24 protein-coding genes are annotated in these 26,297 nt (G+C 70.7%); 10 read left to right on the forward strand and 14 right to left on the reverse strand.

Annotated features, from left to right (window positions below):
* Nucleotides 1-28: 28 nt before the first annotated feature.
* Nucleotides 29-1,405: an NAD(P)/FAD-dependent oxidoreductase gene (locus ACFYRX_RS29290; RefSeq protein ID WP_389105834.1), complete on the reverse strand. Its 1,377-nt coding sequence runs from the start codon at nt 1,403-1,405 to the stop codon at nt 29-31.
* Between the two features lie 268 nt (nt 1,406-1,673).
* Here ACFYRX_RS29290 and ACFYRX_RS29295 point away from each other — a divergent pair, with 268 nt between their 5' ends.
* On the forward strand, nt 1,674-2,033 hold the full coding sequence (locus tag ACFYRX_RS29295) for a PRC-barrel domain containing protein (RefSeq protein WP_389105836.1): 360 nt from the start codon (nt 1,674-1,676) through the stop codon (nt 2,031-2,033).
* Nucleotides 2,034-2,048: 15 nt separating this feature from the next.
* Here ACFYRX_RS29295 and ACFYRX_RS29300 read toward each other — a convergent pair whose 3' ends face one another.
* A complete protein-coding gene (locus ACFYRX_RS29300) occupies nt 2,049-2,510 on the reverse strand; it encodes an ATP-binding protein (RefSeq protein WP_389105839.1) in 462 nt (153 codons plus the stop codon).
* A 107-nt stretch (nt 2,511-2,617) separates the two neighbouring features.
* A complete protein-coding gene (locus ACFYRX_RS29305; RefSeq protein WP_389105840.1) occupies nt 2,618-4,522 on the reverse strand; it encodes an AMP-dependent synthetase/ligase in 1,905 nt (634 codons plus the stop codon).
* Nucleotides 4,523-4,674: 152 nt separating this feature from the next.
* Here ACFYRX_RS29305 and ACFYRX_RS29310 point away from each other — a divergent pair, with 152 nt between their 5' ends.
* Nucleotides 4,675-4,908, forward strand: a complete 234-nt coding sequence (locus tag ACFYRX_RS29310) for a DUF6480 family protein (RefSeq protein WP_389105843.1) — start codon at nt 4,675-4,677, stop codon at nt 4,906-4,908.
* A gap of 3 nt (nt 4,909-4,911) precedes the next feature.
* Here ACFYRX_RS29310 and ACFYRX_RS29315 read toward each other — a convergent pair whose 3' ends face one another.
* The 6 genes from ACFYRX_RS29315 to ACFYRX_RS29340 all read right to left on the reverse strand — a co-directional run bounded on the left by ACFYRX_RS29315 (nt 4,912) and on the right by ACFYRX_RS29340 (nt 13,781).
* Nucleotides 4,912-6,000 (reverse strand): glutamate--cysteine ligase, encoded by a 1,089-nt coding sequence (locus ACFYRX_RS29315; protein ID WP_389105846.1) that lies wholly within the window; start codon nt 5,998-6,000, stop codon nt 4,912-4,914.
* Nucleotides 6,001-6,108: 108 nt separating this feature from the next.
* Nucleotides 6,109-8,316, reverse strand: a complete 2,208-nt coding sequence (gene glgB, locus ACFYRX_RS29320) for a 1,4-alpha-glucan branching enzyme (protein ID WP_389105848.1) — start codon at nt 8,314-8,316, stop codon at nt 6,109-6,111.
* A 3-nt stretch (nt 8,317-8,319) separates the two neighbouring features.
* A complete protein-coding gene (locus ACFYRX_RS29325) occupies nt 8,320-9,687 on the reverse strand; it encodes a maltokinase (RefSeq protein WP_389105851.1) in 1,368 nt (455 codons plus the stop codon).
* A gap of 26 nt (nt 9,688-9,713) precedes the next feature.
* Complete coding sequence (treS, locus tag ACFYRX_RS29330) at nt 9,714-11,432, reverse strand: maltose alpha-D-glucosyltransferase (RefSeq protein ID WP_389105854.1); 1,719 nt, start codon at nt 11,430-11,432, stop codon at nt 9,714-9,716.
* On the reverse strand, nt 11,429-13,405 hold the full coding sequence (locus ACFYRX_RS29335) for an alpha-1,4-glucan--maltose-1-phosphate maltosyltransferase (protein WP_389105856.1): 1,977 nt from the start codon (nt 13,403-13,405) through the stop codon (nt 11,429-11,431). The genes treS and ACFYRX_RS29335 overlap by 4 nt, the downstream gene beginning before the upstream one ends.
* Before the next feature lie 76 nt (nt 13,406-13,481).
* Nucleotides 13,482-13,781 (reverse strand): DUF5133 domain-containing protein, encoded by a 300-nt coding sequence (locus ACFYRX_RS29340; protein ID WP_389105859.1) that lies wholly within the window; start codon nt 13,779-13,781, stop codon nt 13,482-13,484.
* A 260-nt stretch (nt 13,782-14,041) separates the two neighbouring features.
* On the opposite strand from ACFYRX_RS29340, the gene ACFYRX_RS29345 reads away from it, so the two are divergent.
* Together ACFYRX_RS29345 and glgX are read left to right on the forward strand one after the other, a co-directional pair.
* Entirely contained in the window at nt 14,042-14,536 is a 495-nt protein-coding gene (locus ACFYRX_RS29345; protein ID WP_389105861.1) for a pep a2, read from the forward strand.
* A gap of 44 nt (nt 14,537-14,580) precedes the next feature.
* Nucleotides 14,581-16,677, forward strand: a complete 2,097-nt coding sequence (gene glgX / locus ACFYRX_RS29350) for a glycogen debranching protein GlgX (RefSeq protein ID WP_389106273.1) — start codon at nt 14,581-14,583, stop codon at nt 16,675-16,677.
* Nucleotides 16,678-16,696: 19 nt separating this feature from the next.
* Here the strand turns inward: glgX and ACFYRX_RS29355 are convergent, their stop codons facing one another.
* Nucleotides 16,697-17,500, reverse strand: coding sequence for a VOC family protein (locus ACFYRX_RS29355; RefSeq protein WP_389105863.1), 804 nt, complete (start codon nt 17,498-17,500; stop codon nt 16,697-16,699).
* Between the two features lie 170 nt (nt 17,501-17,670).
* On the opposite strand from ACFYRX_RS29355, the gene ACFYRX_RS29360 reads away from it, so the two are divergent.
* Nucleotides 17,671-18,003 (forward strand): ANTAR domain-containing protein, encoded by a 333-nt coding sequence (locus ACFYRX_RS29360; protein ID WP_389105866.1) that lies wholly within the window; start codon nt 17,671-17,673, stop codon nt 18,001-18,003.
* Nucleotides 18,004-18,019: 16 nt separating this feature from the next.
* Here the strand turns inward: ACFYRX_RS29360 and ACFYRX_RS29365 are convergent, their stop codons facing one another.
* Complete coding sequence (locus ACFYRX_RS29365) at nt 18,020-18,811, reverse strand: RNA polymerase sigma factor SigF (RefSeq protein ID WP_389105869.1); 792 nt, start codon at nt 18,809-18,811, stop codon at nt 18,020-18,022.
* Nucleotides 18,812-19,068: 257 nt separating this feature from the next.
* Here ACFYRX_RS29365 and ACFYRX_RS29370 point away from each other — a divergent pair, with 257 nt between their 5' ends.
* The 4 genes from ACFYRX_RS29370 (at nt 19,069) to ACFYRX_RS29385 (ending at nt 21,861) form a co-directional block, all read left to right on the forward strand.
* Nucleotides 19,069-19,524, forward strand: coding sequence for a MarR family winged helix-turn-helix transcriptional regulator (locus tag ACFYRX_RS29370; RefSeq protein WP_389105871.1), 456 nt, complete (start codon nt 19,069-19,071; stop codon nt 19,522-19,524).
* Nucleotides 19,521-20,342 carry an ABC transporter ATP-binding protein gene (locus ACFYRX_RS29375; protein WP_389105874.1) on the forward strand — a complete coding sequence of 274 codons (822 nt, stop codon included), beginning with the start codon at nt 19,521-19,523 and terminating at the stop codon, nt 20,340-20,342. The genes ACFYRX_RS29370 and ACFYRX_RS29375 overlap by 4 nt, the downstream gene beginning before the upstream one ends.
* Nucleotides 20,302-21,153, forward strand: a complete 852-nt coding sequence (locus tag ACFYRX_RS29380) for an ABC transporter permease (protein WP_389105877.1) — start codon at nt 20,302-20,304, stop codon at nt 21,151-21,153. The genes ACFYRX_RS29375 and ACFYRX_RS29380 overlap by 41 nt, the downstream gene beginning before the upstream one ends.
* A 192-nt stretch (nt 21,154-21,345) precedes the next feature.
* Nucleotides 21,346-21,861, forward strand: coding sequence for a hypothetical protein (locus tag ACFYRX_RS29385; protein WP_389105880.1), 516 nt, complete (start codon nt 21,346-21,348; stop codon nt 21,859-21,861).
* 12 nt (nt 21,862-21,873) lie between these two features.
* Here the strand turns inward: ACFYRX_RS29385 and hemC are convergent, their stop codons facing one another.
* Nucleotides 21,874-22,809: a hydroxymethylbilane synthase gene (hemC, locus tag ACFYRX_RS29390; RefSeq protein ID WP_389105882.1), complete on the reverse strand. Its 936-nt coding sequence runs from the start codon at nt 22,807-22,809 to the stop codon at nt 21,874-21,876.
* Nucleotides 22,810-22,929: 120 nt separating this feature from the next.
* Complete coding sequence (locus ACFYRX_RS29395; RefSeq protein ID WP_389105885.1) at nt 22,930-24,141, reverse strand: MFS transporter; 1,212 nt, start codon at nt 24,139-24,141, stop codon at nt 22,930-22,932.
* A 123-nt stretch (nt 24,142-24,264) separates the two neighbouring features.
* Here ACFYRX_RS29395 and ACFYRX_RS29400 point away from each other — a divergent pair, with 123 nt between their 5' ends.
* Complete coding sequence (locus tag ACFYRX_RS29400; RefSeq protein WP_389105887.1) at nt 24,265-25,269, forward strand: DUF5937 family protein; 1,005 nt, start codon at nt 24,265-24,267, stop codon at nt 25,267-25,269.
* Here the strand turns inward: ACFYRX_RS29400 and ACFYRX_RS29405 are convergent.
* Entirely contained in the window at nt 25,266-26,291 is a 1,026-nt protein-coding gene (locus ACFYRX_RS29405) for a questin oxidase family protein (protein WP_389105889.1), read from the reverse strand. The genes ACFYRX_RS29400 and ACFYRX_RS29405 overlap by 4 nt on opposite strands.
* Between the last annotated feature and the right edge of the window lie 6 nt (nt 26,292-26,297).

Consider the following 26,297-nt stretch of genomic DNA (forward strand, 5'->3'; position numbering starts at 1 on the left):
CGACGATCCGGAGTGACGTGCGTCACCGCTACTGGTCCAGCCGCTGCGTCCCGTCGACGTGCGCCTTGACCTGTTCCGGCGTCAGATAGGCGTCGGTGTACTCGAAGTCCTTCAGCTTGGCGGGCTTGCGGGCCTGGAAACCGGTACGGACGAAATCGTCGCCCGCGACCGCGTTGAGCAACCAGTTCGTCGCCACGCGGACCTTGGCGACATTGGTGCGCAGTGCCGACCAGTGGTAGCCGCGGGCGGCGGCCTGGGCGGGGATGCCCCGCAGTTCGATGCCGAGCGGCTTGGACACGGCGTCCTTGCCGCCGAGGTCGACCACGAGACCGAGGTCCTTGTGGACGTACGGCGTGAGCGACTTGCCCCGCAGCGTGGCGATGACGTTGTCGGCGACGTGCTTGCCCTGCCGCATCGCGTGCTGCGCGGTGGGCGGGCAGACCGCGTCCTGCTGCTCCTTGGCCTTGTCGGGCACCGCCGCGGCGTCGCCGAGCGCGAAGACCCCGTCGTGGCCCGGGAGGTTCATCTCGGCGGCGACCGCGAGCCGGCCCCGGACCGTCTCCGCGCCGAGCGTGGCGATGAGCGGGCTCGCCACCACACCGGCGGTCCAGATCAGCGTGCGGGTGGGGACGACCCTCCCGTCGGTGAAGGTGACCTCCTCGGGGCCCGCCTTCGCGATGGAGACACCCAGCGAGATGTCGATCCCGCGCTTGCGCAACACCTCCTGGGCGCTGCTGCCCAGCTTGTCGCCGAGTTCGGGCATCAGCTTCGGGGCGATGTCGATCAGGTGCCACTTGATGAGCGCCGGGTCCAGGCGCGGATAGCGCTTGACGGCGGCGTGGGTGAGCTTCTGCAGACAGGCCGCGGTCTCGGTACCGGCGTAACCGCCGCCCACCACCACGAACTGGAGCCGCGAGGCGCGCTCCGCCTCGTCCTGGCTGGCGTCGGCGAGGTCCAGCTGGGAGATCACGTGGTCGCGGACGTAGGCGGCCTCGGCGAGGCTCTTCATGCCGAACGCGTGGTCGGTGAGGCCCGGGATGTCGAAGGTGCGGGTGATGCTGCCGGGCGCCAGCACGATGTAGTCGTACGGCTCGTTGACGATCTGGTCGGTGATGGTGCGGATCACGCACACCTTGGACTTGAGGTCCACGCCGATCGCACCGCCCGGGATGATCCGGGTGCGGTACTTCCTGCTGCGGCGCAGGGACACGGCGATCGACTGCGGCGTGAGCACGCCGGAGGCGACCTGGGGCAGCAACGGGAGATAGAGCTGGTAGGCGAACGGCGTCACCAAGGTGACGTCTGCTTCGTCCGGGGAGAGTTTCCGCTCCAGTCGGCGAACGCACTCGACACCGGCGAAGCCGGCGCCAACCACCAGGATCCTGGGTCGTGTCACGGTTTTCATCCCTTTCTGCGGCTCCAGGCGGTCTGCCTCGAACGTCCTTCGTCTGCCCGCGAGGGCACGACGAAACGCGTCGAGGACCACCATGCCCGCCCTGGCCTGAAAGTGCACCGGGAGAAAGGTGAAGGAGGTGCACGGACCGGACCCGGGGAAACCGCTTGTGAGGGGGCCATCGCCGAATGCGCGTGCGACAGACGGGTATTTGGTGCTGTGGGCCCGGACGCAACGGACCGCCGGGACCCGTGCAGTGCTCGAACAGGGAAGGAGCAGCGTGACCACCGACAGAATCTGGTCGTACACGCCGGACAGCGGATACGTCGAGGGACAGGACCTGACGGGCTTCAGCGTCGTCGCGAGCGACGGCACGATCGGACACGTGGACCGGCAGGCCGCTCCCCACGGGATGGGTCACCTCGTCGTCGACACGGGCGTCTGGGTCTTCGGCAGGAGCGTCCTGGTGCCGTTGGGCGTCGTCACCGGCATCGACACCCACGGCCGCCGGGTCACGCTGGCCTGCACCGGTTCGGAGGTGAAGGCGGCCCCCCGCTTCGGGACCGACAGCGAGACCAGGGACCGCGAGTACCTCACGGCGGTCGGCGCCTACTACCTGCGGCTAGCGGCCACCGCCTGAGCGGCCAGGGGCACATCACCACGGCAGAAAGACGTGCACATCCTTGCCGCGCTCGTCCGTCACCACACTGACCTGGTCGCACAGCGCCTGGACCAGGTGCCAGCCGATGCCCCCGCCACCGGTGCGTGGATCGAAGGAACGGGGGGCGGGCGGCGTGGTGTTGGTGTCGCGCAGGGTCACGTGCACACCGTCGAAGGTCCGCCGCATGCGCAGGGCGAAGGGGCCGGGGGCGTACTGGACGGCGTTGGCGGCGAGTTCCGTGACCACCAGCAGGATGTCGTCCCAGTGCTCGGGGCTCGTGGGGGGCACGCTCTCGCCGAGGTCGCACAGGAATTCCTCGGCAGCGAGCCGCGCACCCGTCACACAATGCGGTTCGCCCGCGAAACGGGTGGTGCGGCTCGGAATCGCCTCGGAAGTCAGTGTCTCGTCCCTACGCGGCTCGGTCGCCGTGACGCCCTCGTGGCCCGGCGTCAGCACGGCTGTCTTGGGTGTCCTGTTTTCTCTCGTGTCGCCACTGAGCCGTGTTCCCGAGGGCGCGCGGCCCAATCGTCCTGACCTCACGGAACGCTGTCTGCGGGCGACCATCACCTGAACACGTCGTCCGGGTCGTCCCAGCTCAGCAGGTCCTCGGACGGGTGGCGTCGGGCACCGGCCGAACGGGCCTGGTACATCGCGTCGATCTCCAACGCGTACCGGCGCACGATCTCGTCCCGGCGCAGCTTCATCGACGGCGTGAGCAGGCCGTTGGCCAGGTCGAACGGCTCCGTCAGCACCCGGAACACCCGGATCGACTCCGAGCGCGAGACCATGCTGTTGGCGGCGGCCACGGCCCGCGCGATCTCCTCGCGCAGCGCGTTCTCCTCCCGGGCCTCCCGCACCGAAGGGTCCTGCTGTGCCACCAGGACCCGGCGCCAGTGGGCCAGGAACACCGGGTCCAGGGTGAGCAGGGCGCCCACGCAGGGCCGGTTGTCACCCACCACCACCGCCTGGTGGATGAGCGGATGCATCCTGAGCCGGTGCTCCAGGGCGGCCGGGGCCACGCTCTTGCCGCTGGTGGTGACGAGGATGTCCTTCTTGCGGCCGGTGATCGTCAGATAGCCGTCGGCGTCCATCCGCCCGAGGTCCCCGGTGGCCAGCCAGCCGCCGTACAGCGCGGCCCGGGACGCGGCCTCGTCGTTGACGTAGCCCTGGAAGACCGACGGTCCGCGCACGAGGATCTCCCCGTCGTCCGCCACCCGCAGGTCCACGCCCGGCAGGGGCCGGCCGACGGTTCCGGACTTCTCCCGGCCCAGTGGCTGCATGGTGATCCCGCCGCTGGTCTCGGTGAGGCCGTACCCGTCGTGCACGTAGATGCCGATGCCCTCGTAGAACAGGGAGAGCTCACGGTTGAGGGTGGAGCCGCCCGAGGTGGCACGGCGGGCCCGGCCGCCCAGCGCGGCCCGCAGTCTGCGGTACACGGTCCGCTCGTACAGGGCGTGCTGGAGCCGCAGGTCGAAACCGGGACCGGAGCCCTCGCCCAGCCGCTGCCGCTCGCAGGCCAGGGCGAAATGGCGTGCCGTCTCGGCGGCCCGCTCGAACAGGGCACCGCGGCCCGCCTGCTGGGCCGCGCGCAGGAAGTTCTTGTAGATCTTCTCGAAGAGCGAGGGAACGGCATAGAAGTACGTGGGGCGGAAGGACTGCAGGGATGCCGCCAGCACCTCCTCGCTCAGGTCGGGCTCGTGGGCCATGAGCACACCGCCCCTGATGCACACGCCCTGGATCATGAGGCCGTACACATGGGAGAAGGGCAGGAAGGCGAGGACGGACGGCTGCTGTCCCGGCGCCGACGCGGTGTGGCCCCAGCCCTCCAGGATCGTGTCGCAGGGGCTCGCGAGGGCGCGGTGGCTCAGCGCGCAGCCCAGCGGACGGCCCGTGGTGCCGGAGGTGTAGGCGACCACCGCCGTGGAGTCCGGCAGCACGATGCGGCGCAACGACTCGACGGTGGCGAGGGGGATCTGCTCGCCCCGCTCCGTCAGTTCCTCCAGCGCGGCCGCGTCCAGCTGCCAGACGTGCCGCAGCCGGGGCAGCGAGGCGCACACCGAGCCGACCGTCATCACGGCCTGTTCGTCCTCCACCACCACCGCCACACAGCCCGCGTCCCGCAGGATCCACTCGACCTGGTCGCGCGAGGCCGTGGGATAGATCGGCACGACCTCCGCGCCGACCGCCCACAGCGCGTAGCTGAGAACCGTCCACTCGTATCGGGTGCGCGCCATGATCGCCACGCGGTGGCCGGGCGAGATCCCGGACGCCACCATGCCCTTGGCGAGGTCCATCACCTCGTCCCGCAGCTCCACGGCCGTGACCTCCTGCCAGCCGGCCGAGGAGCCCTCCGGACGACGGGCGAGCACCGGCAGCGTGGGGTCGAGTTCCGCCCTCTGGAAGACGCTGTCCGCCAGACCACCACTGGTGTGCGAGATGGTCCGGGGAGCGAGGGCGAAGTCGCGCATGCGCTGCTCCTGACGTGTACGGGCTGTGACTGCGCCGATGAGCTCGGTCATCGGCGGTGCTCGAATCTAGTGCAGGTCGGACCGGACGGTAACCGGAATACGGAAGTAGACGGTCAACGGTGATCCCGCCGTGATCGGGGGACCCGGAACACATGAGTCATACGAACCCCGATCCCGAACCCGAGCGCACCACCGGCCTGGAACCGGGCGGTGGCGTGCCACAGGGCGAGACCCCGCCCGCCGAGAGCAGCATGCCCGGGGCCGGACCCCGCGAGACGCACAATCCGCCCAAGGGCTGGGCCAAGGCGCCCCTGACCCTGATCCTCGTCCTGACCGTCCTGGTCGCCGCGTTCTTCCTGGCGTACGCGATCGTGCTGGCCCTGTGAGATCTACGTCTGGGTCAGGCGCACGCACTCGGTGACCACGTCCCGCAGGCTCCCGGTGCGCTCCAGCAACTCCCGTTGCACCCGGGCGCCGTTGCCGTCCCGCAGCAGTCGCTCGCAGGCCTCGTGGGCCATGTCCAGGTCGCCGCTCTCGGCGAGCGCGTCCCCGATGTACTCCAGCAGGGCCCGGACCACCGTCTCCGCGGGCATGCGGTGCATCGTGGCCGGGTGCAGCAGTTCCTCCGAGAGTCCGGAGCGCGCGGCCCGCCAGGCCGCCAGCCGCAGCAGGCTCACGCTGTGCGTCACCGGTTCCCGCCCCTCCCGCCACTCACGGGCCGCCGTCTCCACCAGGCCGCGGGCGAGGGTCGCAAGGAGCACCGGGGTGTCCGCGTGCAGACAGACGTCCGAGACCCGGATCTCCACCGTCGGATAGTTCCGGGACAGCCGGGCGTCGAAGTAGATCATTCCCTCGTCGAGGATGACACCGGTCGCCACCATGTCCGCGACCCGCCGGTGATAGCGCTCCGCGGAGCGGAAGGGCTCGGTCGGACCGGCCGAGGGCCAGCGCTGCCACACCCGGCTGCGATAGCTGCTGTATCCGGTGTCCTTGCCCTGCCAGAAGGGCGAGTTGGCGCTCAGCGCCGCCAGGACGGTCAGCCAGGGCTGGATCCGGTCGACGACGGCGACGGCCTCGTCGTCGGACTCGACGGACACATGGACATGGCAGCCCATGACGAGCTGCTCCCGGGTGGCGATGCCGTACTGCTCCGCCATCCACTGGTAGCGGCGCCCGATGCCGACGGAAGGGCTGACGGGCAGCGGTGAGGTGGCCAGGGCGGCGACGGCACAGCCGCTCTCGCCGGCCAGCCGGGCGGCCTCCTTGCGGCAGCGCACGATCTCCGCGCGGAGTTCGTCCATGCCCGACTGCGGGTGGGTGGCGAACTCCAGCATCTGGTTGTGCAGTTCCTTCTCGAAGACGTCCTGGCCCGGCTCGTCCTGCGCGGCGCGCGCGAGTACGGCCGCGGACAGCGCCTGCGGTTCGCCGGTCTCCGGATCGACCAGGAGGAGTTCCTCCTCCACTCCGACGGTGCGCACGTGATGCAGCCTTTCTGTGGCCCTCGGCGACGACGAGGATGCTCGGTCGTGTACGACCCCGACTGCCCCGTCGGGGCCGGTCGGACACCTCGGCATCGCCCGCGGCCCTCAGCCGGGCACCGGGACCAGCCACACCGTCGCGAGGGGCGGCAGGGTGAGCCGCAGCACCCCGTCCTCGGCCTTGACCGGGTCACGCCGGACGAGGTCACTTCCGCCGTACCGCGCGTCGTCGGTGTTGAGGGACTCCTGCCAGAGGGCGAAGCCGTCCGGGACCGTGAGGCGGTAGTCCTCGCGCACGACGGGGGAGAAGTGGGAGACCGCCAGCAGCGGGCTGCCCGCCGCGTCGAACCTCAGGAAGGCGAAGACGTTGTCCTCGGCCGCGTCCCCGGCCACCCACCGGAATCCTGCGGGGTCGGTGTCGCGCTGCCACAGGGCGGGGGTCGTCCCGTACACGGTGTTCAGGTCCCGCACCAGGTCGCGGACGCCCCGGTGGTCGGCCTCCGCCCCGTAGGCGGGATCCAGGAGCCACCAGTCCGGGCCGTGGGCCTCGGACCACTCCGAGCCCTGGGCGAACTCCTGGCCCATGAAGAGGAGTTGCTTGCCGGGATGGGCCCACATGAAGCCGAGATACGCGCGATGGTCGGCCCGCTGCTGCCACCAGTCGCCCGGCATCTTGGACACCAGGGCCTGCTTGCCGTGGACGACCTCGTCGTGGGAGATGGGCAGGACGTAGTTCTCGCTGTACGCGTACACCATCGAGAAGGTCATCTCGTTGTGGTGGTACTTGCGGTGCACCGGCTCATGGCTGATGTAGCCGAGGGAGTCGTGCATCCAGCCCATGTTCCACTTCAGGCCGAAGCCCAGGCCACCGCTGTCCGTCGGCCGGGTCACGCCCTCCCAGGCCGTGGACTCCTCGGCGATCGTGACGACACCCGGCGCCCGGCGGTACACCGTCGCGTTCATCTCCTGGAGGAAGGCCACCGCGTCGAGGTCCTCCCTGCCCCCGAACACGTTGGGCGACCACTGTCCGGAGTCGCGCGAGTAGTCGAGGTAGAGCATGGAGGCGACCGCGTCGACCCGCAGGCCGTCGATGTGGAACTCCTCGCACCAGTACACGGCGTTGGCGACCAGGAAGTTGCGCACCTCGACCCGCCCGAGGTCGAACTCGTACGTCCCCCAGTCCGGATGCTCGGCACGCCGCTGGTCTCCCGGCTCGTACAGCGGGTCCCCGTCGAAGCGGGCCAGCGCCCAGTCGTCCTTGGGGAAGTGGGCCGGCACCCAGTCCATGATCACGCCGATGCCGGCCCGGTGGAGGGCGTCGATCAGGTACCTGAAGTCGTCGGGGCCGCCGAGCCGGGAGGTGGGCGCGTAGAAGCCGGTGACCTGGTAGCCCCAGGAGCCGCCGAAGGGGTGCTCGGTGACCGGCATCAGCTCGACGTGGGTGAAGCCGAGGTCCTTGACGTACACGGGCAGCTCGTCCGCCAGCTGACGGTAGGTCAGGCCCTGGCGCCAGGACGGCAGATGGATCTCGTAGACGGAGAACGGCGCCTCGTGGACGGGGACTTCACCGCGCCGGGTCATCCACTCCTGGTCGCCCCACTCGTAGTGCGAGGCGGTCACCACCGACGCGGTCGCGGGCGGTACCTCGGTGCCGCGCGCCATCGGGTCGGACTTCAGGAACCTGTCGCCGTGCCGGGAGGTGATCTCGAACTTGTAGCGCGTGCCCTCGCCGATCCCCGGCAGGAACAGCTCCCACACCCCGGACGAGCCGAGCGAGCGCATCGGGAACGCCTGCCCGTCCCAGAACGTGAACTCCCCGGCCACCCGGACCCCTTGGGCGTTCGGCGCCCACACCGTGAACCGGGTGCCGGTCACGCCCTCGTGGGTCATCGGCTCGGCGCCGAGCGCCTTCCACAGCTGCTCGTGGCGTCCTTCGCGGATGAGATGCAGGTCGCTCTCACCGAGCGCGGGCAGGAAGCGGTAGGGGTCGTGCACCTCCTGCTCCCCGTCCGGGTACGACACCAGCAGTGTGTAGGAGGGGATCTCGGCGAGGGGGAGCAGCCCGGTGAACAGGCCGTCGCCCTCCGAGGCCAGCCGTCTGGGCTCGCCGTCGACGACGACGCTCACCGCGCGGGCGAACGGGCGCAGCGCACGGAAGGCGATCCCGCCCGTGACCGGGTGGGCGCCGAGCAGCGCGTGCGGGTCGTGGTGGGCACCGGCCAGCAGCCGGGACCGTTCGGCGGGATCGAGCGGAGGGGCCGTGTCGCACCGGGCCGGTCCGGACGGTTCGGGCAGTGAGGTGTCACGCAGGGCCACGGCTCAGTCTCCTCTCACGGCGAGTCGTTCGATCGCCGCCATCGGCACCGGCAGCCAGTCGGGGCGGTGCCGTGCCTCGTACAGGACCTCGTAGACGGCCCGGTCGGTCTCGTAGGCGCGCAACAGACCGTGCTTCTTGCGCGGATCCCAGCCGGCGAGGGCGGCATAGCCCCCGCAGAACGCCTCGCGGCAGCGGCGCGCCCACTCCGGACGCCAGGGGCGGCGCTGCCGGGCCGCGTAGTCGAAGGAGCGGAGCATGCCCGCGATGTCCCGCACCGGGGACTGCGCGGTGCGCCGCTCGGCGAGCGGGCGGGAGGGCTCGCCCTCGAAGTCGATGACGAACCACTCACGGCCCGCCCGCAGCACCTGTCCCAGATGCAGATCACCGTGCACGCGCTGCGCGGGCGGCCCGGCATCGCAGGTGGCCAGCGCGCCGAAGGCGTTGCGCAGGCCCGGCACGAACGGCCGCAGCGCCGGCACGCTGTGCGCGGCGGAGTCCAGGCGCTCGGCCATCGTGGCGGCCGTGGAGTCGTTGTCGCCGTGAGCGCCGACGTCGCCGGGAAAGGCGGCGGCCAGCGCGAGATGCACCTCGGCCATGGCCCGCCCCAGCTCGTGCGCCTGCACGGTGAAGTCGTCACCGGAGGCCAGCGCGTGCAGGGCCAGCGCCCAGCCGTCGGACGCGTCCCGCAGATACGGCTGCAGGACGCCCAGCGTCGCCTCCTGCGGATGCGTGGTCCGCCACCAGGCGACGGGCGCGGGCACCCGACGACAGCCCTGTCCGGCCAGCGCGACCGGCACCTCCAGGTCGGGATTGACTCCAGGCTGGATGCGGCGGAAGACCTTCAGGATGAACTCGTCGCCGTACACCAGCGAGGAGTTCGACTGCTCGGCCGCCAGCAACCGCGGCGGCAGCCCGGCGGGCACCGGTACCGACGGGTCGCGCTCGAAGCGCAGGGGGCCGGCCGTGCCGGGCTGCCGCAGCCGCTCCAGCAGCAGCTGCGCCGAGCGCGGGTCGTGCAGGGCGTCGTACACCGTGAGGCCGGCCAGTGGACCCCGTTCCGCGCGGCCGATGAGGGCGCGGCCGAGACGCGGCGAGAGGTGCTTGCGTACGCCGAGGAGCAGTTGGTAGCAGTCACCGGCCGGGGTGACACCGCCGGGCGCGGGCACGCCGCCGTGGCCGGTGTGGACCAGGAGATGCAGACAGCCCGGGAACAGCTCGGTCATCGACAGCAGACCGAGTTCGTTCACGGGCCGGTCCTTGCCCGCGAACCAGCGCTGCCGCGGCAGCCACTGGCGCAGCAGGCCGCCGAGCGAGGCCATCAGATCGGTGCCGAGCGCGGGTCCGGGGCTGAGGAATACGGTCTTCGGCATGGTGACGCGTCCTTTCGTCGGCACGCTCACTGGCGTCGGCCGATGCGGGATGCGACTCGGGAGAGCCGGAACCAGTAGAAGCCGTGCCCGCCGAGGGTCAGCAGATACGGCAGTTCCCCGATGGCCGGGAAGCGGACCCCGCCGAACAGCTCGACCGGGTGCAGACCGTCGAACTCGCGCAGATCCAGCTCGGTGGGCTGGGCGAACCGGGAGAAGTTGTGCACGCACAGGACGAGGTCGTCCTCGTACTCCCTCAGGAACGCGAGCACCGCGGGGTTGGAGGACGGCAGCTCGGTGAAGGACCCGAGCCCGAAGGCCGGGTTCTGCTTGCGGATCTCGATCATCCGGCGGGTCCAGTGCAGCAGGGAGGACGGCGAGGCCATGGAGGCCTCGACGTTGGTGACCTGATGCCCGTACACCGGGTCCATGACGATCGGCAGGTTGAGTTGCCCCGGATCGGCTGTGGAGAAGCCCGCGTTGCGGTCCGGTGTCCACTGCATGGGGGTGCGTACGGCGTCGCGGTCGCCGAGCCAGATGTTGTCGCCCATGCCGATCTCGTCGCCGTAGTAGAGGATCGGCGAGCCGGGCAGGGACAGGAGCAGGGCGGTGAACAACTCGATCGTGTCGCGGTCGTTGTCGAGCAGGGGGGCGAGCCGCCGCCTGATGCCGATGTTGGCGCGCATACGCGGGTCCTTGGCGTATTCGGCCCACATGTAGTCGCGTTCCTCGTCGGTGACCATTTCGAGGGTGAGCTCGTCGTGGTTGCGCAGGAAGATGCCCCACTGGCAGTTGGAGGGGATCGCCGGCGTCTTGGCGAGGATTTCGGAGACCGGGTAGCGGGACTCGCGGCGGACGGCCATGAAGATGCGGGGCATGACCGGGAAGTGGAACGCCATGTGGCATTCGTCGCCGCCCTTGGCGTAGTCGCCGAAGTAGTCGACGACGTCTTCCGGCCACTGGTTCGCCTCCGCCAGCAGCACGGTGTCGGGATACATCGCGTCGATCTCGCGGCGCACCCGCTTCAGGAACGCGTGACTGGCGGGCAGGTTCTCGCAGTTGGTGCCCTCCGCCGCGTAGAGATAGGGCACGGCGTCGAGGCGGAAGCCGTCGATGCCGAGGTCCAGCCAGAAGCGGAGGGCGGCCAGGATCTCCTCCTGGACGGCCGGGTTCTCGTAGTTGAGGTCCGGCTGGTGGGAGAAGAACCGGTGGAAGAAGTACTGGCCGCGGACCGGGTCGTGGGTCCAGTTGGAGACCTCGGTGTCGACGAAGATGATCCGGGCCTCGTCGTACTGTTTGTCGTCGTCGGCCCACATGTAGTAGTCGCCGTAGGGGCCGTCCGGGTTCTTGCGGGACTCCTGGAACCACGGGTGCTGGTCGCTGGTGTGGTTCATGACGAAGTCGATGATGACGCGCATCCCGCGTTGGTGGGCGGCGTCGACGAACTCCACGAAGTCGGCGAGGTCGCCGAACTCCGGCAGTACGGCGGTGTAGTCGGAGACGTCGTAACCGCCGTCCCTGAGCGGTGACTTGAAGAACGGCGGCAGCCACAGGCAGTCGACACCGAGCCACTGGAGGTAGTCCAGCTTGGCGGTCAGCCCCTTGAGGTCGCCGACACCGTCGCCGTTGCTGTCCTGGAAGGAACGGACCAGGACCTCGTAGAAGACCGCGCGTTTGAACCAGTCGGGATTCCGGTCCCTGGCCGGGGTGTCCTCAAAGGTGTCGTGGACGGGCTGGTTGACAGTCACGCGGTGGACTCTCCGATCTGTGGTGCCGGCCTGCGGACCTGGAACACGTGCGCGGGTGCCCGGCCGGGGTCCAGGCGCACATAGTTGCTTCTGCCCCAGCGGTGGGTCTCACCCGTCAGCTCGTCGTGCACGGACAGGGATTCGTGCGGTTCCAGGCCGAGTTGCGGCATGTCCAACGAGACCGTCGCCTCCTGGGTGTGGTGCGGGTCGAGGTTCACGACCACCAGGACCGTGTCGTCGCCGGTGCGCTTGCTGTACGCGATGACCGCGTCGTTGTCGGTCGCGTGGAAGCGGATGTTCCTGAGGCGCTGGAGAGCGGGGTGGCGGCGCCTGATGGTGTTGAGCTGTGTGATGAGGGGGGCGAGGGAGTCGTCTCGGTCCCAGTCGCGGGTCTTGAGCTGGTACTTCTCCGAGTCGAGGTATTCCTCGCCGCCGGCCCGCAGCGGGGTGTTCTCGGCGAGTTCGTAGCCGGAGTAGATGCCCCAGGTCGGCGAGAGAGTCGCGGCGAGCACCGCGCGCAGGGCGAACGCGGGGCGGCCGCCGTGCTGCAGGTGTTCGGGCAGGATGTCGGGGGTGTTGGCGAAGAAGTTCGGCCGCATGTAGGAGGCCGCCTCACCCGAGAGTTCGCTCAGATACGCGGTGAGTTCCTCCTTCGTGGTGCGCCAGGTGAAGTAGGTGTAGGACTGCTGGAAGCCGATCTGCGCCAGCGTGTGCATCATCGCCGGCCGGGTGAACGCCTCCGCCAGGAAGATCACGTCCGGGTCGGTGGTGTTGATGTCGGCGATCACGCGTTCCCAGAAGAGGACCGGCTTGGTGTGCGGGTTGTCCACCCGGAAGATCCGCACCCCGTGGTCCATCCAGTGCCGCAGCACCCGCACCGTCTCGGCGATCAGACCGTCCAGGTCGGCGTCGAAGGCGATCGGGTAGATGTCCTGGTACTTCTTGGGCGGGTTCTCCGCGTAGGCGATGGTGCCGTCCGGACGGTGATGGAACCACTCCGGATGCTTCTGCACCCAGGGATGGTCGGGGGAGCACTGCAGGGCGAAGTCCAGCGCGATCTCCAGACCCTGACCAGTGGCCTGCTGGACGAACCAGTCGAAGTCCTCCAGGGTGCCCAGATCCGGGTGGATGGCGTCATGGCCGCCCTCCGGCGAGCCGATCGCCCACGGCACCCCCACATCCTCGGGGCCCGCGGACAGGGTGTTGTTGCGGCCCTTGCGGAAGGTCGTGCCGATCGGGTGGATCGGCGGCAGGTACACCACGTCGAAGCCCATCGCGGCGATCGCCGGAAGCCTGCGCGCGGCCGTACGGAACGTGCCGTGCGGCCGCTCCGCAGTGCCCTCGGAGCGCGGGAAGAACTCGTACCACGAGCCGAACAGCGCCCGCTCCCGCTCCACCAGCAGCGGCAACGACTCCGACGCCGTGATCAACTCCCGCAACGGATGACGCGTCAGCACCGCGTCGACTTCCGGGGTCAGGGCCCCCGCCAGACGGGTGGCGACGGGCAGCGAGTCGTCGGCGAGCGTCTTCGCCGCCGCCAGCAGCACCGCGCGCTGCGGGCCCTCCGGGACCCCTGCCGCCGCATGGGTGTACAGCTCGGCGCCCTCTTCCAGTACCAGGCCGGTGTCGAGGCCGGCGGGCACCTTGATGCGAGCGGTGTGCCGCCAGGTGCTCACCGGATCGCTCCAGGCCTCGACCCGGTACGTCCAGCGCCCCTCGACGTCCGGAGTGACCTCGGCGCTCCAGCGGTCGGTGCCCGGGACCGGCTCCCGCATCGGAGTCCACGGACCGTGCCTGCCCTCCGGGTCGGTGAGAACGACGTTCGCGGCGACCGCGTCGTGGCCCTCGCGGAACACCGTGGCGGTGACCTCGAATGTCTCGCCCACGACCGCCTTCGCGGGGCGCCTCCCGCACTCGACGGCAGGGCGGACGTCCCGTACCGGGATGCGGCCGATGACCGGGGTGGTACTCATGCTCTCGCCTCCGCCGTGCTCGAGGCCGGGCGCTGAATGCGCCCGGCCGGGGGATCGAAGCTGCGCCGGAAGGGGGTTACCTCCCCGCGGGGGAACGCTCGGCTGCTCTCGGCGGCCCCCGTCTGACGGCGGCGCCCGCACGCGGGAGGTCGCTCTGCTCCTGGAGATACGTCACCACGCTGGTCCGCAGATAGCGCTCGGCCGCGTCGGCCGCCTCGCGGGCACAGCGTTTGCCCATCAGGACACACAGCGTGTAGCCCGCGTCCTCGAAGGTGCTCCGGACGGTGAGGTCGGCGGGGGAGGCCAGCATCACGCGCTCCTGGGCGCGATACCGCCGCAGTTGCCGGGCGACCTCGGCTTTGGCCGGTAGCAGCATGGCGCCGTTCACCTTTCGTACGCGACAGGACTCGACAGGACTCGACAGGATTCGAGAGGGATCCTCACTCATGGTGCACGCGCAACGACCCAGCGTCTTGTTGGCGCTTCAACCACCTCGCGGGTCGCTCGTGTTGCACGAATGGCGTAGCTCTCCCACTCTGGGAGTCACTCTGAAGCGATCAGCGCTCACGCTCCGTTGTTCGGGGCCCGGCCCCGCGGGGGCCGGGAGGAGCGGGAGCTTCGCCGTGAGGAGCGACGATGAAGACCGCAGTGCCCTGCTACTACCACCTCGACGTGGAGGTCAGCCCGGAACGGGTCGGGCAGGTCAGGCGCATCCTGGCCGCCCACCTACGGCTCTGGGACCTGGAGACCCTGGTCGAGCCCGTCTGCCGCGGTGCCGTACTGCTGCTGGAGGCCATCGACGAGCACGCGACGGACAAGAACACCTCGATCGAACTGTGGTGGAACGGCCAGCATCTGATCACCGCCGTCGCCGAGAACGACTGCGACCTGCGCCCGGACCTGGATCTGCGTGCCTGCCTCGAGCGCATCGCCGTGATGAGCGACGGCTGGGGCTGCTGCGCCACGGAGACCGGCAGCAAGGTCATCTGGTTCTCGCAGCGGGCCCGTTCCGGTGAGCGCGTCCCGCGGGTGCCGAGGGTCCCCGCACCCAGCCTGCGGGAGGTGCTCCAGGTGCCGCGCGCGATGCCGGTCGCGGCCCTGGCCGTCGGTGCCGTCGACGGCGGGCGCTGAGCGTGCCGGCGTCCGGGAAGAAGCCGTACAGGCAGCGCAAAGGGGTGCCCGCGTGGAGCGGGCGCCCCTACCCGCTGGGCGCCTACTTCGACGGCGAGGGCACCAACTTCGCGCTGTTCAGCGAGGTCGCCGAGCGCGTCGAACTCGTGCTGGTCGACGAGAAGGGCGCCCACAGCGGCGTCCCGCTGACCGAGGCCGACGGCTTCGTGTGGCACGGCTACCTGCCGGGGACCGGGCCGGGGCAGCGTTACGGCTATCGCGTGCACGGACCCTGGCAGCCCGAGCTCGGCCACCGGTGCGATCCGGCGAAACTCCTGCTGGACCCGTACGCCAAAGCGGTGGACGGCCGGACCGACAACGACCTCTCCCTCCGCACCCCCGGGGCCGACAGCGCCGGGCACACCATGCTCGGCGTGGTCACCGACCCGGCCTTCGACTGGGGTGACGACCGACCGCCCGGACGGCCCTACGCCGACAGCGTGATCTACGAGACGCACGTCCGGGGCCTCACCCGCACCCATCCCGACGTCCCACCAGAGCTGCGGGGCACCTACGCCGGCCTCGCCCACCCCGCGGTGACCGGCCACCTGACCTCGCTCGGTGTGACCGCCGTGGAGCTGATGCCGGTGCACCAGTTCGTGCAGGACGGGGTGCTCCAGGACCGTGGCCTCGCCAACTACTGGGGCTACAACACGACCGGCTTCTTCGCGCCCCACAACGAATACGCCGCCCACGGCAGCCGAGGGCAGCAGGTCACCGAGTTCAAGGCGATGGTGAAGGCGCTGCACGCGGCCGGCCTCGAAGTCATCCTCGACGTGGTCTACAACCACACGGCCGAGGGCAACGAGAAGGGCCCTACGCTCTCCTTCCGGGGCATCGACAACGCCTCCTACTACCGGCTGGTGGACGGCGACTGGGGGCACTACTACGACACCACCGGCACCGGGAACAGCCTGCTGATGCGGCACCCCTACGTCCTCCAGCTGATCATGGACTCGCTGCGGTACTGGGTCACCGAGATGCACGTCGACGGCTTCCGCTTCGACCTCGCCGCTACCCTGGCCCGGCAGTTCCACGAGGTGGACCGGCTGTCGGCCTTCTTCGACCTCATCCAGCAGGACCCGGTGATCAGCCGCGTCAAGCTGATCGCCGAGCCGTGGGACGTGGGGGAGGGCGGCTACCAGGTCGGCAACTTCCCGCCGCTGTGGTCGGAGTGGAACGGCAAGTACCGGGACGCCGTACGGGACTTCTGGCGCGCTGAACCGCACACGCTCGGCGAGTTCGCCTCTCGGCTCACCGGCTCCTCCGACCTGTACCAGCACAGCCGACGCCGCCCGCGCGCCAGCGTCAACTTCGTGACCGCGCACGACGGTTTCACCCTGCGCGACCTCGTCTCCTACAACGACAAGCACAACGAGGCCAACGGGGAGGGCGGCCGTGACGGCGAGAGCGCCAACCGTTCCTGGAACTGCGGGGCCGAGGGCGAGAGCGACGACCCCGCCGTGCTCGAACTGCGCGCCCGTCAACAGCGCAACTTCCTCGCCACGCTGCTGCTTTCGCAGGGCATCCCGATGCTCTGCCACGGCGACGAACTCGGCCGCACCCAGGGCGGCAACAACAACGCCTACTGCCAGGACAACGAACTCTCCTGGATCGACTGGCGGTTGACCGGCGAACAGCGCGAACTCGCCGAGTTCACACGGCAGGTCATCGCACTGCGCTCGGCGCACCCCGTGCTGCGCAGGCGCCGCTTCTTCCGCGGCGAGACCGTGACCCACGCGGGACAGCCCCTGCCCGACCTGGTGTGGCTGCTGCCGGACGCCCGCGAGATGGCGGAGGCGGACTGGCAGCGCTCGGACGCGCACTCGGTCGGGGTCTTCCTCAACGGCGACGCCATCGCCGAACCCGACCCGCGCGGGCGCCGGGTGACCGACGACTCGTTCCTGCTCCTGCTGAACGGCTACTGGGAGCCCGTCGACTTCCGGCTCCCGGACCTCACCTACGGCGAACGCTGGACCACCCTGCTCGACACGGCCGAACCGCAGGGCCCCGACGAGTCGGATCACAAGGCCGGCACGGAGATGACCGTCGAGGCGCGGAGTCTGGTGCTGCTGTCCCGGCCCTCCCGTGCGGGCGGGTGAGAGGCAGCGCCCTCGGGTTTCAGCGCGTGCGGCGCGAGGTCACCGTGAACCGGGCTCCGTCCGGGTCCCCCAGGACGGCTTCCCCGCTGTCCTTCGACAGCACGCTGCCGCCGTGGGCCTCCGCGGCCCTGGCGCACGCCGCCACGTCCGTGACCGCGAAGTGGACCTGCCAGTGCGGCCGGATCGTGGGATCGGGTGCCGACCCCAGCGCCCCCGACTCGATGCGCGCCACGATGTCGCCCCCGCTGCGCAGCACCACCTCACCGCCCTCGTACTGGACCTCGCAGCCGCCGGGCCGCTGCGAGGCCCAGTCGAGGACCTCGCCGTAGAAGATCGCGGCGTCGAACGCGTCGCGGGTGTGCAGCCGCACGAAGGCCGGCTGGGCGTGGCGCCACACCTCCCAGTCCGCGACCAGCTCGCCCTCCCAGATGCCGAAGGTGGCCCCGTCACGGTCGGAGAGCAGGGCCGCCCGCCCGGGCGGGAAGGACAGCGGGCCGACCGCCAGGGTGCCGCCGCGCTCCTGGACCCGGGCCACGGCCTCGTCCGCGCTGGGCACCGCGAAGTACGGCGTCCAGGCCACCGCCATCTGCCACATCGACGCCACCGCCGCGATCCCGGCGACCGGCGTGCCGTCCGCCAGCGCGATCCGGAAGCGGTCCCCGAGCTTCGCCGGCATCCACTGCCACCCCAGGACGGCCCCGTAGAAGTCCTCCGTGGTCTGTTGGTCACGGCTGGTCAGGCTCACCCAGCAGGGGGCACCGAAGACATGGTGCGTGGAGACGGCGTCGGCGGTCACGGTGGGCTGTCTCGGGTCGTGGTTCATGGCAGTCGCGTCCTGCTCTCGTCGGCCGGCGGCCACCGGGGGTCTGTCACCAGTGTCGTTCCGGAACCGCTGCGGGCGCCTGCCGAGTACCCCGGCAGTGGCGGCGAAACGGTGGCTCCGGTGCTCTCCGGCCCGGTGGCGCGGGCCCGTCCGAGTGACAGGATGGAGGGGTGCCAGCCGTACCGGACGAGCCCGCCGACGAGTCGCAGCGGGTCTTCGAGCTCCAGGAGCAGGTCGACCAGCTGAAGGAGGCCGTCGCCTCCCACGCTGTCGTGGACCAGGCCATCGGCATGGTCGTCGCGCTGGGCAGGGTCACCCCGGACCAGGGCTGGGAAGTGCTGAGGGACGTGTCCCAGCACACGAACATCAAGCTGCGCAACGTCGCGGACCTGATCCTCATCTGGGGACGCTCGGGAGAGATGCCCCCGGAGATCCGTGTCGAGCTCCAGGAAGCCCTCGAGCGCCACGGTCCGACGCAGATTCCGGGGGCGCCGCCGGAGTGACGGCAGCCCGCGGCGCTCAGCCGGGGTCGGTCACGACCTCCTCGCGCAGTTGGGCGAAGCACGTGCTGAGCAGCCGGGAGACGTGCATCTGCGAGATGCCGAGCTCCTCGGCGATGCCGCTCTGCGTCATGCCCCGGAAGAAGCGCAGGTAGAGGATGGTCCGCTCGCGCTCGGGGAGGGCTTCGAGAGCGGGCCTGGCGGCCACCCGGTCGACGATCACGTCGTAGCCGGGGTCGGGGGCGCCGAGCGCGTCGCCCAGGGCGTAGCCGTCGGTGCCCGGCATCTCGGCCTCCAGTGACAGCGCCGAGAAGCACTCCAGCGCCTCCGAACCGATGCGCACCTCGTCCTCGGTCAGCTGTGCCTGCTCGGCGATCTCGGCGGTGGTGGGGGCCCGGCCGGAGGTGGTCTGGGAGAGTTCCTTGGAGGCCTGCCGGACCCGGTTGCGCAGGTCCTGCACCCGGCGCGGCACGTGCAGTGTCCACATGTGGTCGCGGAAGTGCCGTTTGATCTCGCCGGTGACCGTCGGCACCGCGTACGCCTCGAAGGCGCTGCCACGTGCCGGGTCGTAGTGGTCGACCGCCTTGACGAGACCGAGGGCGGCGACCTGGTAGAGGTCTTCCAGGGACTCGCCGCGGCCCCGGAACCGGACGGCGATCCGCTCGGCCATGGGGAGCCAGAGCTCGATCAGCTCGTCCCGCAGCGCCTTGCGCGCCGGGCCCTCGGGCAGCTGTGCCAGGCGCTCGAAGGCCGCGTTCGTGTCGGGGGCGTCGTGGTGGGGATGAGGCTTCGATCTGGTGGCGACGGTCATGTCGCGCACCTCCCTGAGCGGGTGCTGGATGGACAGACACCGTGGGAGGGGCACTCGGGCCTGCGCAGAGACATCCGGGGCCTGCGGGGCGGGCTCCCACGGACGTGCCTCCTGTCCGAAGCACTTCTTTGCGGATTCCCGCTTCCGGGTGAAATAAAACAAAAAGGGCTAATAGTGCAGATATGCGCCTGTGGAGGATTGCCGCTTGACCCGCCCTTGGGGGAACTTACCTCTGACACAGAGTTAATCTCGCTCGTGTGGACGAACAGACCCTCCCGGAAGAACTCGCCGACGCACTGGTCGGCGTCCAGCGGCTGCTCAGGCGCAGACTGCGGGCCGGACTGACCGTGCCGCGGCTGCGCGGCGCCGAGGTCGAACTGCTGCGCCTGGTCGGGTCACGGCCCGGCATCGGCGTCTCCGACGCCGCCAAGGAGCTGTTTCTCGCCGGGAACTCCGTCTCGACCCTGGTCAACCAACTGGTCAAGGAGGGGCACCTGATCCGCGAGACCGATCCCGCCGACCGGCGCGCCGCCCGGCTCCTGCTCACCGACAAGGCGGAGACGCGGCTGCGGGACTGGAAGCAGCGGCGGATCGCCCTCGTCGCACGACAGGTCGCCCGGCTCGCCCCGGCCGACCAGGAAGCCCTGCGCGCCGCGCTCCCGGCCCTGCGCGCGCTCGCCGTCAATCTGCACGAGGAGGCCGAGGAGTCATGACACCCGAAGCTGTTTCCTGTACGGGCCTTGCCTACGCCTTCGGTGACACCAACGCCGTGGACGGGCTGGACCTGGCGGTGGCGCAGGGCGAGGTCTTCGGACTGCTCGGCCCCAACGGCGCCGGCAAGACCACCGCCATCCGCTGCATCACCACCCTGCTGCCGGTCCCGGCGGGCATGGTCCGCGTCTTCGGCCGCGACACCGCCGACGACCCGATGGCCGTACGGCGCCTGCTCGGCTACGTCCCGCAGCAGCTGTCCGCCGACGCCAACCTGACCGGCCGGGAGAACGTCGCCCTGTTCGCCCGGGTCTTCGACGTGGCCCGCAAGGAACGCGCCGAACGCGTCGGCCAGGCCCTGGCCGCGGTCGACCTCACCGACGCCGCCGACCGGCTCGCCGGCACCTACTCCGGCGGCATGGTCCGCCGACTGGAGCTGGCCCAGGCCCTGGTCAGCGCGCCCCGGCTGCTGATCCTCGACGAGCCGACCATCGGCCTCGACCCGATCGCCCGCACCGGAGTGTGGGAGCACATCAACGCGGTACGCGAGGCGACCGGCATGACCGTCCTGGTGACCACCCACTACATGGACGAGGCCGACCAGTACTGCGACCGGGTCGGCCTGATGCACCGGGGCCGCATCCGTGCCCTCGGCACTCCCCTCGAGCTCAGACGGGGACTCGCCGAGAGCCGGGGCACAGACACCCTGCCGACCCTGGAGGACGTCTTCCGTGACGTCGCCGGCAGCGGACTCGAAGACGAGGGAGGGGATTTCCGCGATGTCCGAAGCACCCGCCGCACCGCGAACCGCGTCGGCTGACCCGAGCGCCATACACCTGCTGCTCCGCCCACCGGAGCCCCGGGCGGGCTGGCGGCTGCTGCCCGCCCGGGTCGTGGCGATGTGCGCCGTCGAACTCCAGAAACTGCGTCACGACCGCACCGAGCTCTACACCCGCGCCGTCCAACCCGCCCTGTGGCTGCTGATCTTCGGCCAGACCTTCACCCGCATGAGGGCGATCCCCACCGGCGGCATCCCCTACATCGACTATCTGGCGCCCGGCATCATCGCCCAGTCCGCGATGTTCATCGCGATCTTCTACGGCATCCAGATCATCTGGGAGCGGGACGCGGGCATCCTCAACAAGCTCCTGGTCACCCCGACCCCGCGCTCGGCGCTGACCACCGGGAAGGCCTTCGCGGCCGGCGTGAAGTCGCTGATCCAGGCCGTCGTCGTCATCCTCATCGCCGCCCTGCTCGGCGTGTCCCTGACCTGGAACCCGCTCAAACTCCTCGGAGTCGGGGCGATCGTGATCCTCGGCTCGGCGTTCTTCTCCTGCCTGTCGATGACCATCGCCGGCATCGTGCTCAGCAGGGACCGCCTGATGGGCATCGGGCAGGCCATCACCATGCCGCTCTTCTTCGGCTCCAACGCCCTGTACCCGCTGTCGATCATGCCGGGCTGGCTCCAGGCGATCAGCAGGGTGAACCCCCTCAGCTACGAGGTCGACGCCCTGCGCGGCCTCCTTCTGGGCACGCACGCCCATCTGGCGCTCGACTTCGGGGTGCTGGCGGTGGCCGCCGCGCTCGGCATCACCGCGGCCTCCTCGCTCCTGGGCCGCCTGGCCCGTTGATCATGCGTCGGGAACGTGATGTGCGGCACGCCGGTGCAAGGGTTTTTCCAGCCGTCCGGCGGATTCTTCCTGCGCACGGCTTGATCAGCGATCAAAGGGGGCGAATTCCCTGGCCACAGCGCATTCTGCTCATTTGACAGTGCATTGAGCACACAGATAGGAAGCAGCTCTCTGAGGTCGAAGAGGTGCACTGTGTACGAGCCCAACGTGGTCGGGGACTGGCTTGAGTACGACGAGCATGCCGGTCTGCGTGTCCGCGTCCACCGTCTGGAGGCGGCCGAGCCGCCGCGTGGACGCGACGACGCAGCCGAAGGGCTCACGTACTTCAGTGTCCGGGTGACCGTCGAGAACCGTGGCGAGCGGCACCCCACCGTCCACCTGGAGGACGGGCAGATCGATGTCCGGATCGGGCCCGACGGCGAGAGCGCCTTCATCGACTGGCGCAACTCGCAGTTCATCGAGGGCTTCGACGTCTACCCGCTGCGCCGCGTCACCGCCGTGCTGTTCGCGGCGGGACCGGAGGCGAGCCTGAACCAGATCGACGTGCAGATCCAGCTGCGGGTCGACGACGACTGGGCCGACCGGCGACTGTGGGCCGGCGGCATCGGCCTCGACGAGGGAACCGCGCACACGGGCGTCGGCCGCGAGGGCCTCGCCTGCCAGGTGAGCAACTTCCTGCGGGACCAGGCCGAAGAGGGCACTGCCTGATCCCGCGGGGCCTCAGTGCGGGATGCCGTCGATGATCTCGCGGGCCCCCTGGCGCAGCAGCGCCACGGCGACCGAGGTGCCGAGCGTGGCCGGGTCCAGCCGGCCCGCCCACTCGTGGGCGTTCAGCCGGGTCTTGCCGTCCGGGGTGAACACGCAGGCCCGCAGGGAGAGTTCGCCGGTGTGGTCCACGCGGGCGTATCCGGCGATCGGGCTGTTGCAGTGCCCCTGGAGCACATGCAGGAACATGCGCTCGGCGGTGGCCTCCCGGAAGGTGTCCGGGTCGCCCAGTGCGCTGACCGTGTCGATCAGTTCGGTGTCGCCCTCCCGGCACTGGAGCGCGAGGATGCCCGCGCCGATCGGCGGCATCATCGTCTCGGGGGAGAGGATCTCGCTGATCACATCCGGGCGGCCGATGCGCTCCAGGCCGGCGGCCGCGAGCAGCAGCGCGTCGGCCTCACCGGCGGCCAGTTTCGCGAGGCGCCGGTTGGCGTTGCCGCGGAACGGCACGCACTCCAGATGCGGGTGGGTCGCGGCCAGCTGGGCCACGCGGCGCACCGAGGAGGTGCCGACGCGGGTGCCGTCCGGCAGTTCGTCCAGGGTGAGGCCGCCCGGGTGGATCAGGGCGTCACGGATGTCGTCCCGCTTCAGGAACGCCGCGAACGTCGTTCCCGCGGGGAGGGGCCGGTCGGCGGGTACGTCCTTCACGCAGTGCACCGCGAGATCAGCCTCGCCGGCGAGCAGCGCGGCGTCGACCTCCTTGGTGAACGCGCCCTTGCCCTCGACCTTCGACAGGTCGCCCATCCACTTGTCACCGGTGGTCTTCACCGGCACGACCTCGGTGCGCACGCCGGGGTACAGGGCGGCCAACTCGCCTCTGACACGCTCCACTTGGGCCAGCGCCATCGGCGAGTCACGGGAGACGATGCGGATCAGTTCCGGGAGGGACATGCGGGACACGATAGACCCTGCGGAGGGTCCGTGTTTGACGCTCAGGGACTAAGGGGTAGATGGTGAGGCGCCTTTCGGCGACTTCGGGGAGGGCGGCGCACCCGACTCGGGGAACGTCACTCATCGGACGCCGGGTTCCGAAGCGTCCACCGCTTCGGAGGGCCGCGGCGGCGGTACGGCGGTGAACGGCCACACCAGCACCGCGAGTGCCCCCGCGGTGAGCAGCGCGCCGACCAGGAACGTGCCGCGCGTCCCGGTCAGGGGCAGCAGCGCACCACCGAGGACAGCGCCGGCGGCCACCCCCACGTTGAACGCCGCCGAGTTGGCCGCGAGGGCCGTCTCGGTGCGCCCCGGGGCGACGTGCAGTACCTGACTCTGCGTCGCCATGAACGTCGGTGCCACCGAGGCCCCCAGCAGCATGAGCAGTACGACGGTGGCGACCCGGCTGCCGCCACCCGCGTACAGCCCGGCCAGGGCCACCGCCTGCCCCGCCACCGGTACGGTCAGCGTGGCCCGCGGATACCTGTCCAGCAGGGGTCCCGCCACCGCGACCCCGGCGAGCGAGGCCGCCCCGAACGCCAGCAGCACGGCGCTCATCCCGTCCCGGCCGAAGCCGCTCACGTCGTCCAGGAAGGCGACGAGGTACGTGAACCCGGTGAACGCCCCCGTCACTGTCAGTGCCGTGGTGGTGAGTACGACCGCGAACCGGCGCCGGTCGGGGGAGGCGCCGTACGCCGCGTGGCTCTCCCGCGGAGGGGAGGTGGGGAGGAAGGCGGCGACCGCGAGCAGGGACGCGACGGCGAGCGCTCCGAGCACCGCGAACGGCACCCGCCAGCCACCGTGACCGCCCAGCCATGTCCCGGCCGGTACTCCGGCGACCGTCGCCAGCGAACCCCCGACCGAGAGCAGTCCGATGATCCGGCCCCGCCGCTCGGGCCGGAACAGTCCGACGGCCACCGGCCCCATCACGGCCCAGAACAGCGCCTGCGCCAGCGCGGTCGCCACCCGGGCGGCCAGCAACAGGCCGTACGACACGGCGGCGAGCGAGGAGATCCAGCACGCCACCGCGAGCACCGTGAGCAGGCCGGTCATCAGGTACCGGCGCGGCACGGACCGGGTGACGTGTGCCAGGGGCATCGAACCGACGGCCACCGTCAGGCCGTAGCCGCTGACCAGTGCGCCCACCGCCGTGAGCGAGACGCGCAGATCGCCCGCCATGAGGGACAGGAGGCCCACCGGTAGGTTTTCGGTGGTGTTGAAGGTGAACGCCGCCAGCATCAGCGCCGCGACGATGACGGCTCTGCGCCAGGGGGCCGGACCTGTGCTGCCCATCCAAGTGCCTTCCGGGGACGGGGGGAGAGGGACGGCAATCGTGCTGCGCCGATGCGCCCGGCTCTACTCTTTCGGTCCAGGACGAATCACTCACCGCTGCCGCGCTCGGGGAGGGTGACCGCGTTGCCGTTGACCCTGCGGCTGGGGAACGAGGACCTCAGGCGATGCCGGTTCGCCGTCTCCCCGCTGTGCCAGACCCATGAAGCGCTGCGCATGCTGCGCCGGTCCGCCAGGCACGGCTACCACCGGGCCTGGCTGCGCCGCGCGGCGTCCACCGTGGCAGGGCTGGACCTCACCCCGTTGTGGCTGTTCATCCCGCCGGTCGGCGGCTACACCCCCGACTTCCTGGGACCGCCGCCCGAGGAGCCGTACCCCTGCTTCGAGGACGAACTGGACCGCGTGCGCGCCACCGACCCCGCCCTGGCCCACGCGGAGATGACCCGTTCACTCGCCTGCACACCGGGGCTCGCCGGGTCACCGCAGGGCCGGGCCGCCCTGGACGACCCGGGCGCGGCCGTACGGCGGCTCGCAGACCTCACCGAACAGGCCTGGCAGGTGCTGGTCGCACCGGACTGGGCACGTCATCGTGCCGTCCTGGAGGCCGACATCGCCCACCGTTCCCGGCAGGTCGCGGACGCCGGACTCGACGCGCTGTTCGCCGGACTGCATCCGGACGTCGACTGGACCGCCGGGGCCCTCACACTTCCGCTGCGCGGTGATCCGACGGAGGTGCAACCGGCCGACGGACGAGGGGTGTTGCTCATGCCGAGTGTGTTCGTCTGGCCGGACGTGGTGAGTGGGTTCGCCCGGCCCTGGCAACCGACGGTCATCTATCCCGCCCGCGGCATGGGCGCTCTGCACACCGGCGGGGCGCCGCACTCGCCGAAACCGCTCGCCCGTCTGCTGGGGCGGCAGCGCGCCGCGGTCCTGGCCGGGCTCGATGCCCCGGCCTCGACCACCGACCTGGCCCGCCGTCACGGCCTCGCCCCGTCAACCGTCTCCGCCCATCTCTCGGCCCTGCGCGAGGCGGGTCTGCTCGGCTCGCGGCGACAGGGCCTCCACGTGCTGTACGGGCGGACACCGTTGGGCGACGCCGTGGTGACCGGTGGCGCGACCGGACCCGGCTAGGCGAGCGGTTCGCTGAGCTCGATGGATCGGAGGGCGGCGGCGAGGGCCTGCTCGTCGCCCACGTCCAGGGCCGTGTCGGTCAGTTTGATGACGTGTTCGTCGCCATGGGCGAGGGCCCGCTCCACCACCTCTTCCGGCGCCATGCGGGCGGACGGGATGTAGGCGAACGCTTCCGTGGGCGCGTACATCGCCGTGACCGCCGCCGACGCCGTCCAGGCCGCGTGCAGGCTGGGTATCCACTGGTCGCGGGGGAGCGAATCCAGCGCCCGCAGTACCGCGTTGGGGGCCGTCGCCGCGTGGACGAGCATGGTGGGCTCGCCGTGGCCGTGGGTGGCGTAGCGGTGGGTCGCGGCGCGGACGAGTTCGATGAGCCGCTCCTTGGCGGTGTCCGGGTCGGTGACCTGATCCGCCCACACGGGCAGTCCGCGTACGGCGTCCAGGCGGTTCCGGAATCCCAGGTGCCCCGGCCCGATCGCGGGTACCGCGTCCAGGGCGGCGCTCGCGGACACCGCACCCGGCAGTGCCACGAGGCCGGTCACCGGCTGGTGCCGTGCAGCCCAGTAGCCCAGAGCGTGCGCGAGTTCGGTGACCCGGGGCGCGTTCTCCTCGGCCGCCACGGCGCGGACGGCGTGGCCCACCCGGATGACCGTGTGGGTGGCACCGCCGTACAGCCCCGGCAGCAGACGTGGCCACCATTCGGCGAGGACGTCCTTCCAGGGGCGCTCGGCGAGGGTGCGGGAGAAATGGTCGGTCCAGTCCGTGATCCGGCGCGGATCGCCCAGCGCCGAGGGCCAGTTGGCGTCCGTGACGGGCGCCGTGCGGGCGGGGAAGTCCTCCAGTCTGTCCCGGTAGAGGTCCAGCCACCGGTGCACCGAGCCGGCTTGTCCGTGCGCGGCGAGCGCCTCGACGACCATGGGGGCGTGGTTGCTCAGCCAGCCCTCTCGTTCCGGTCCTGAGGCGTGGACGCGTTCCAGGGCTTCTTCGAGGTGCCCGCCGGTGTGGGTGGTGCCGCTGGTCTCCATGCCGGA

It is taken from the genome of Streptomyces sp. NPDC005374, from assembly GCF_042872225.1.
GTDB lineage: Bacteria > Actinomycetota > Actinomycetes > Streptomycetales > Streptomycetaceae > Streptomyces.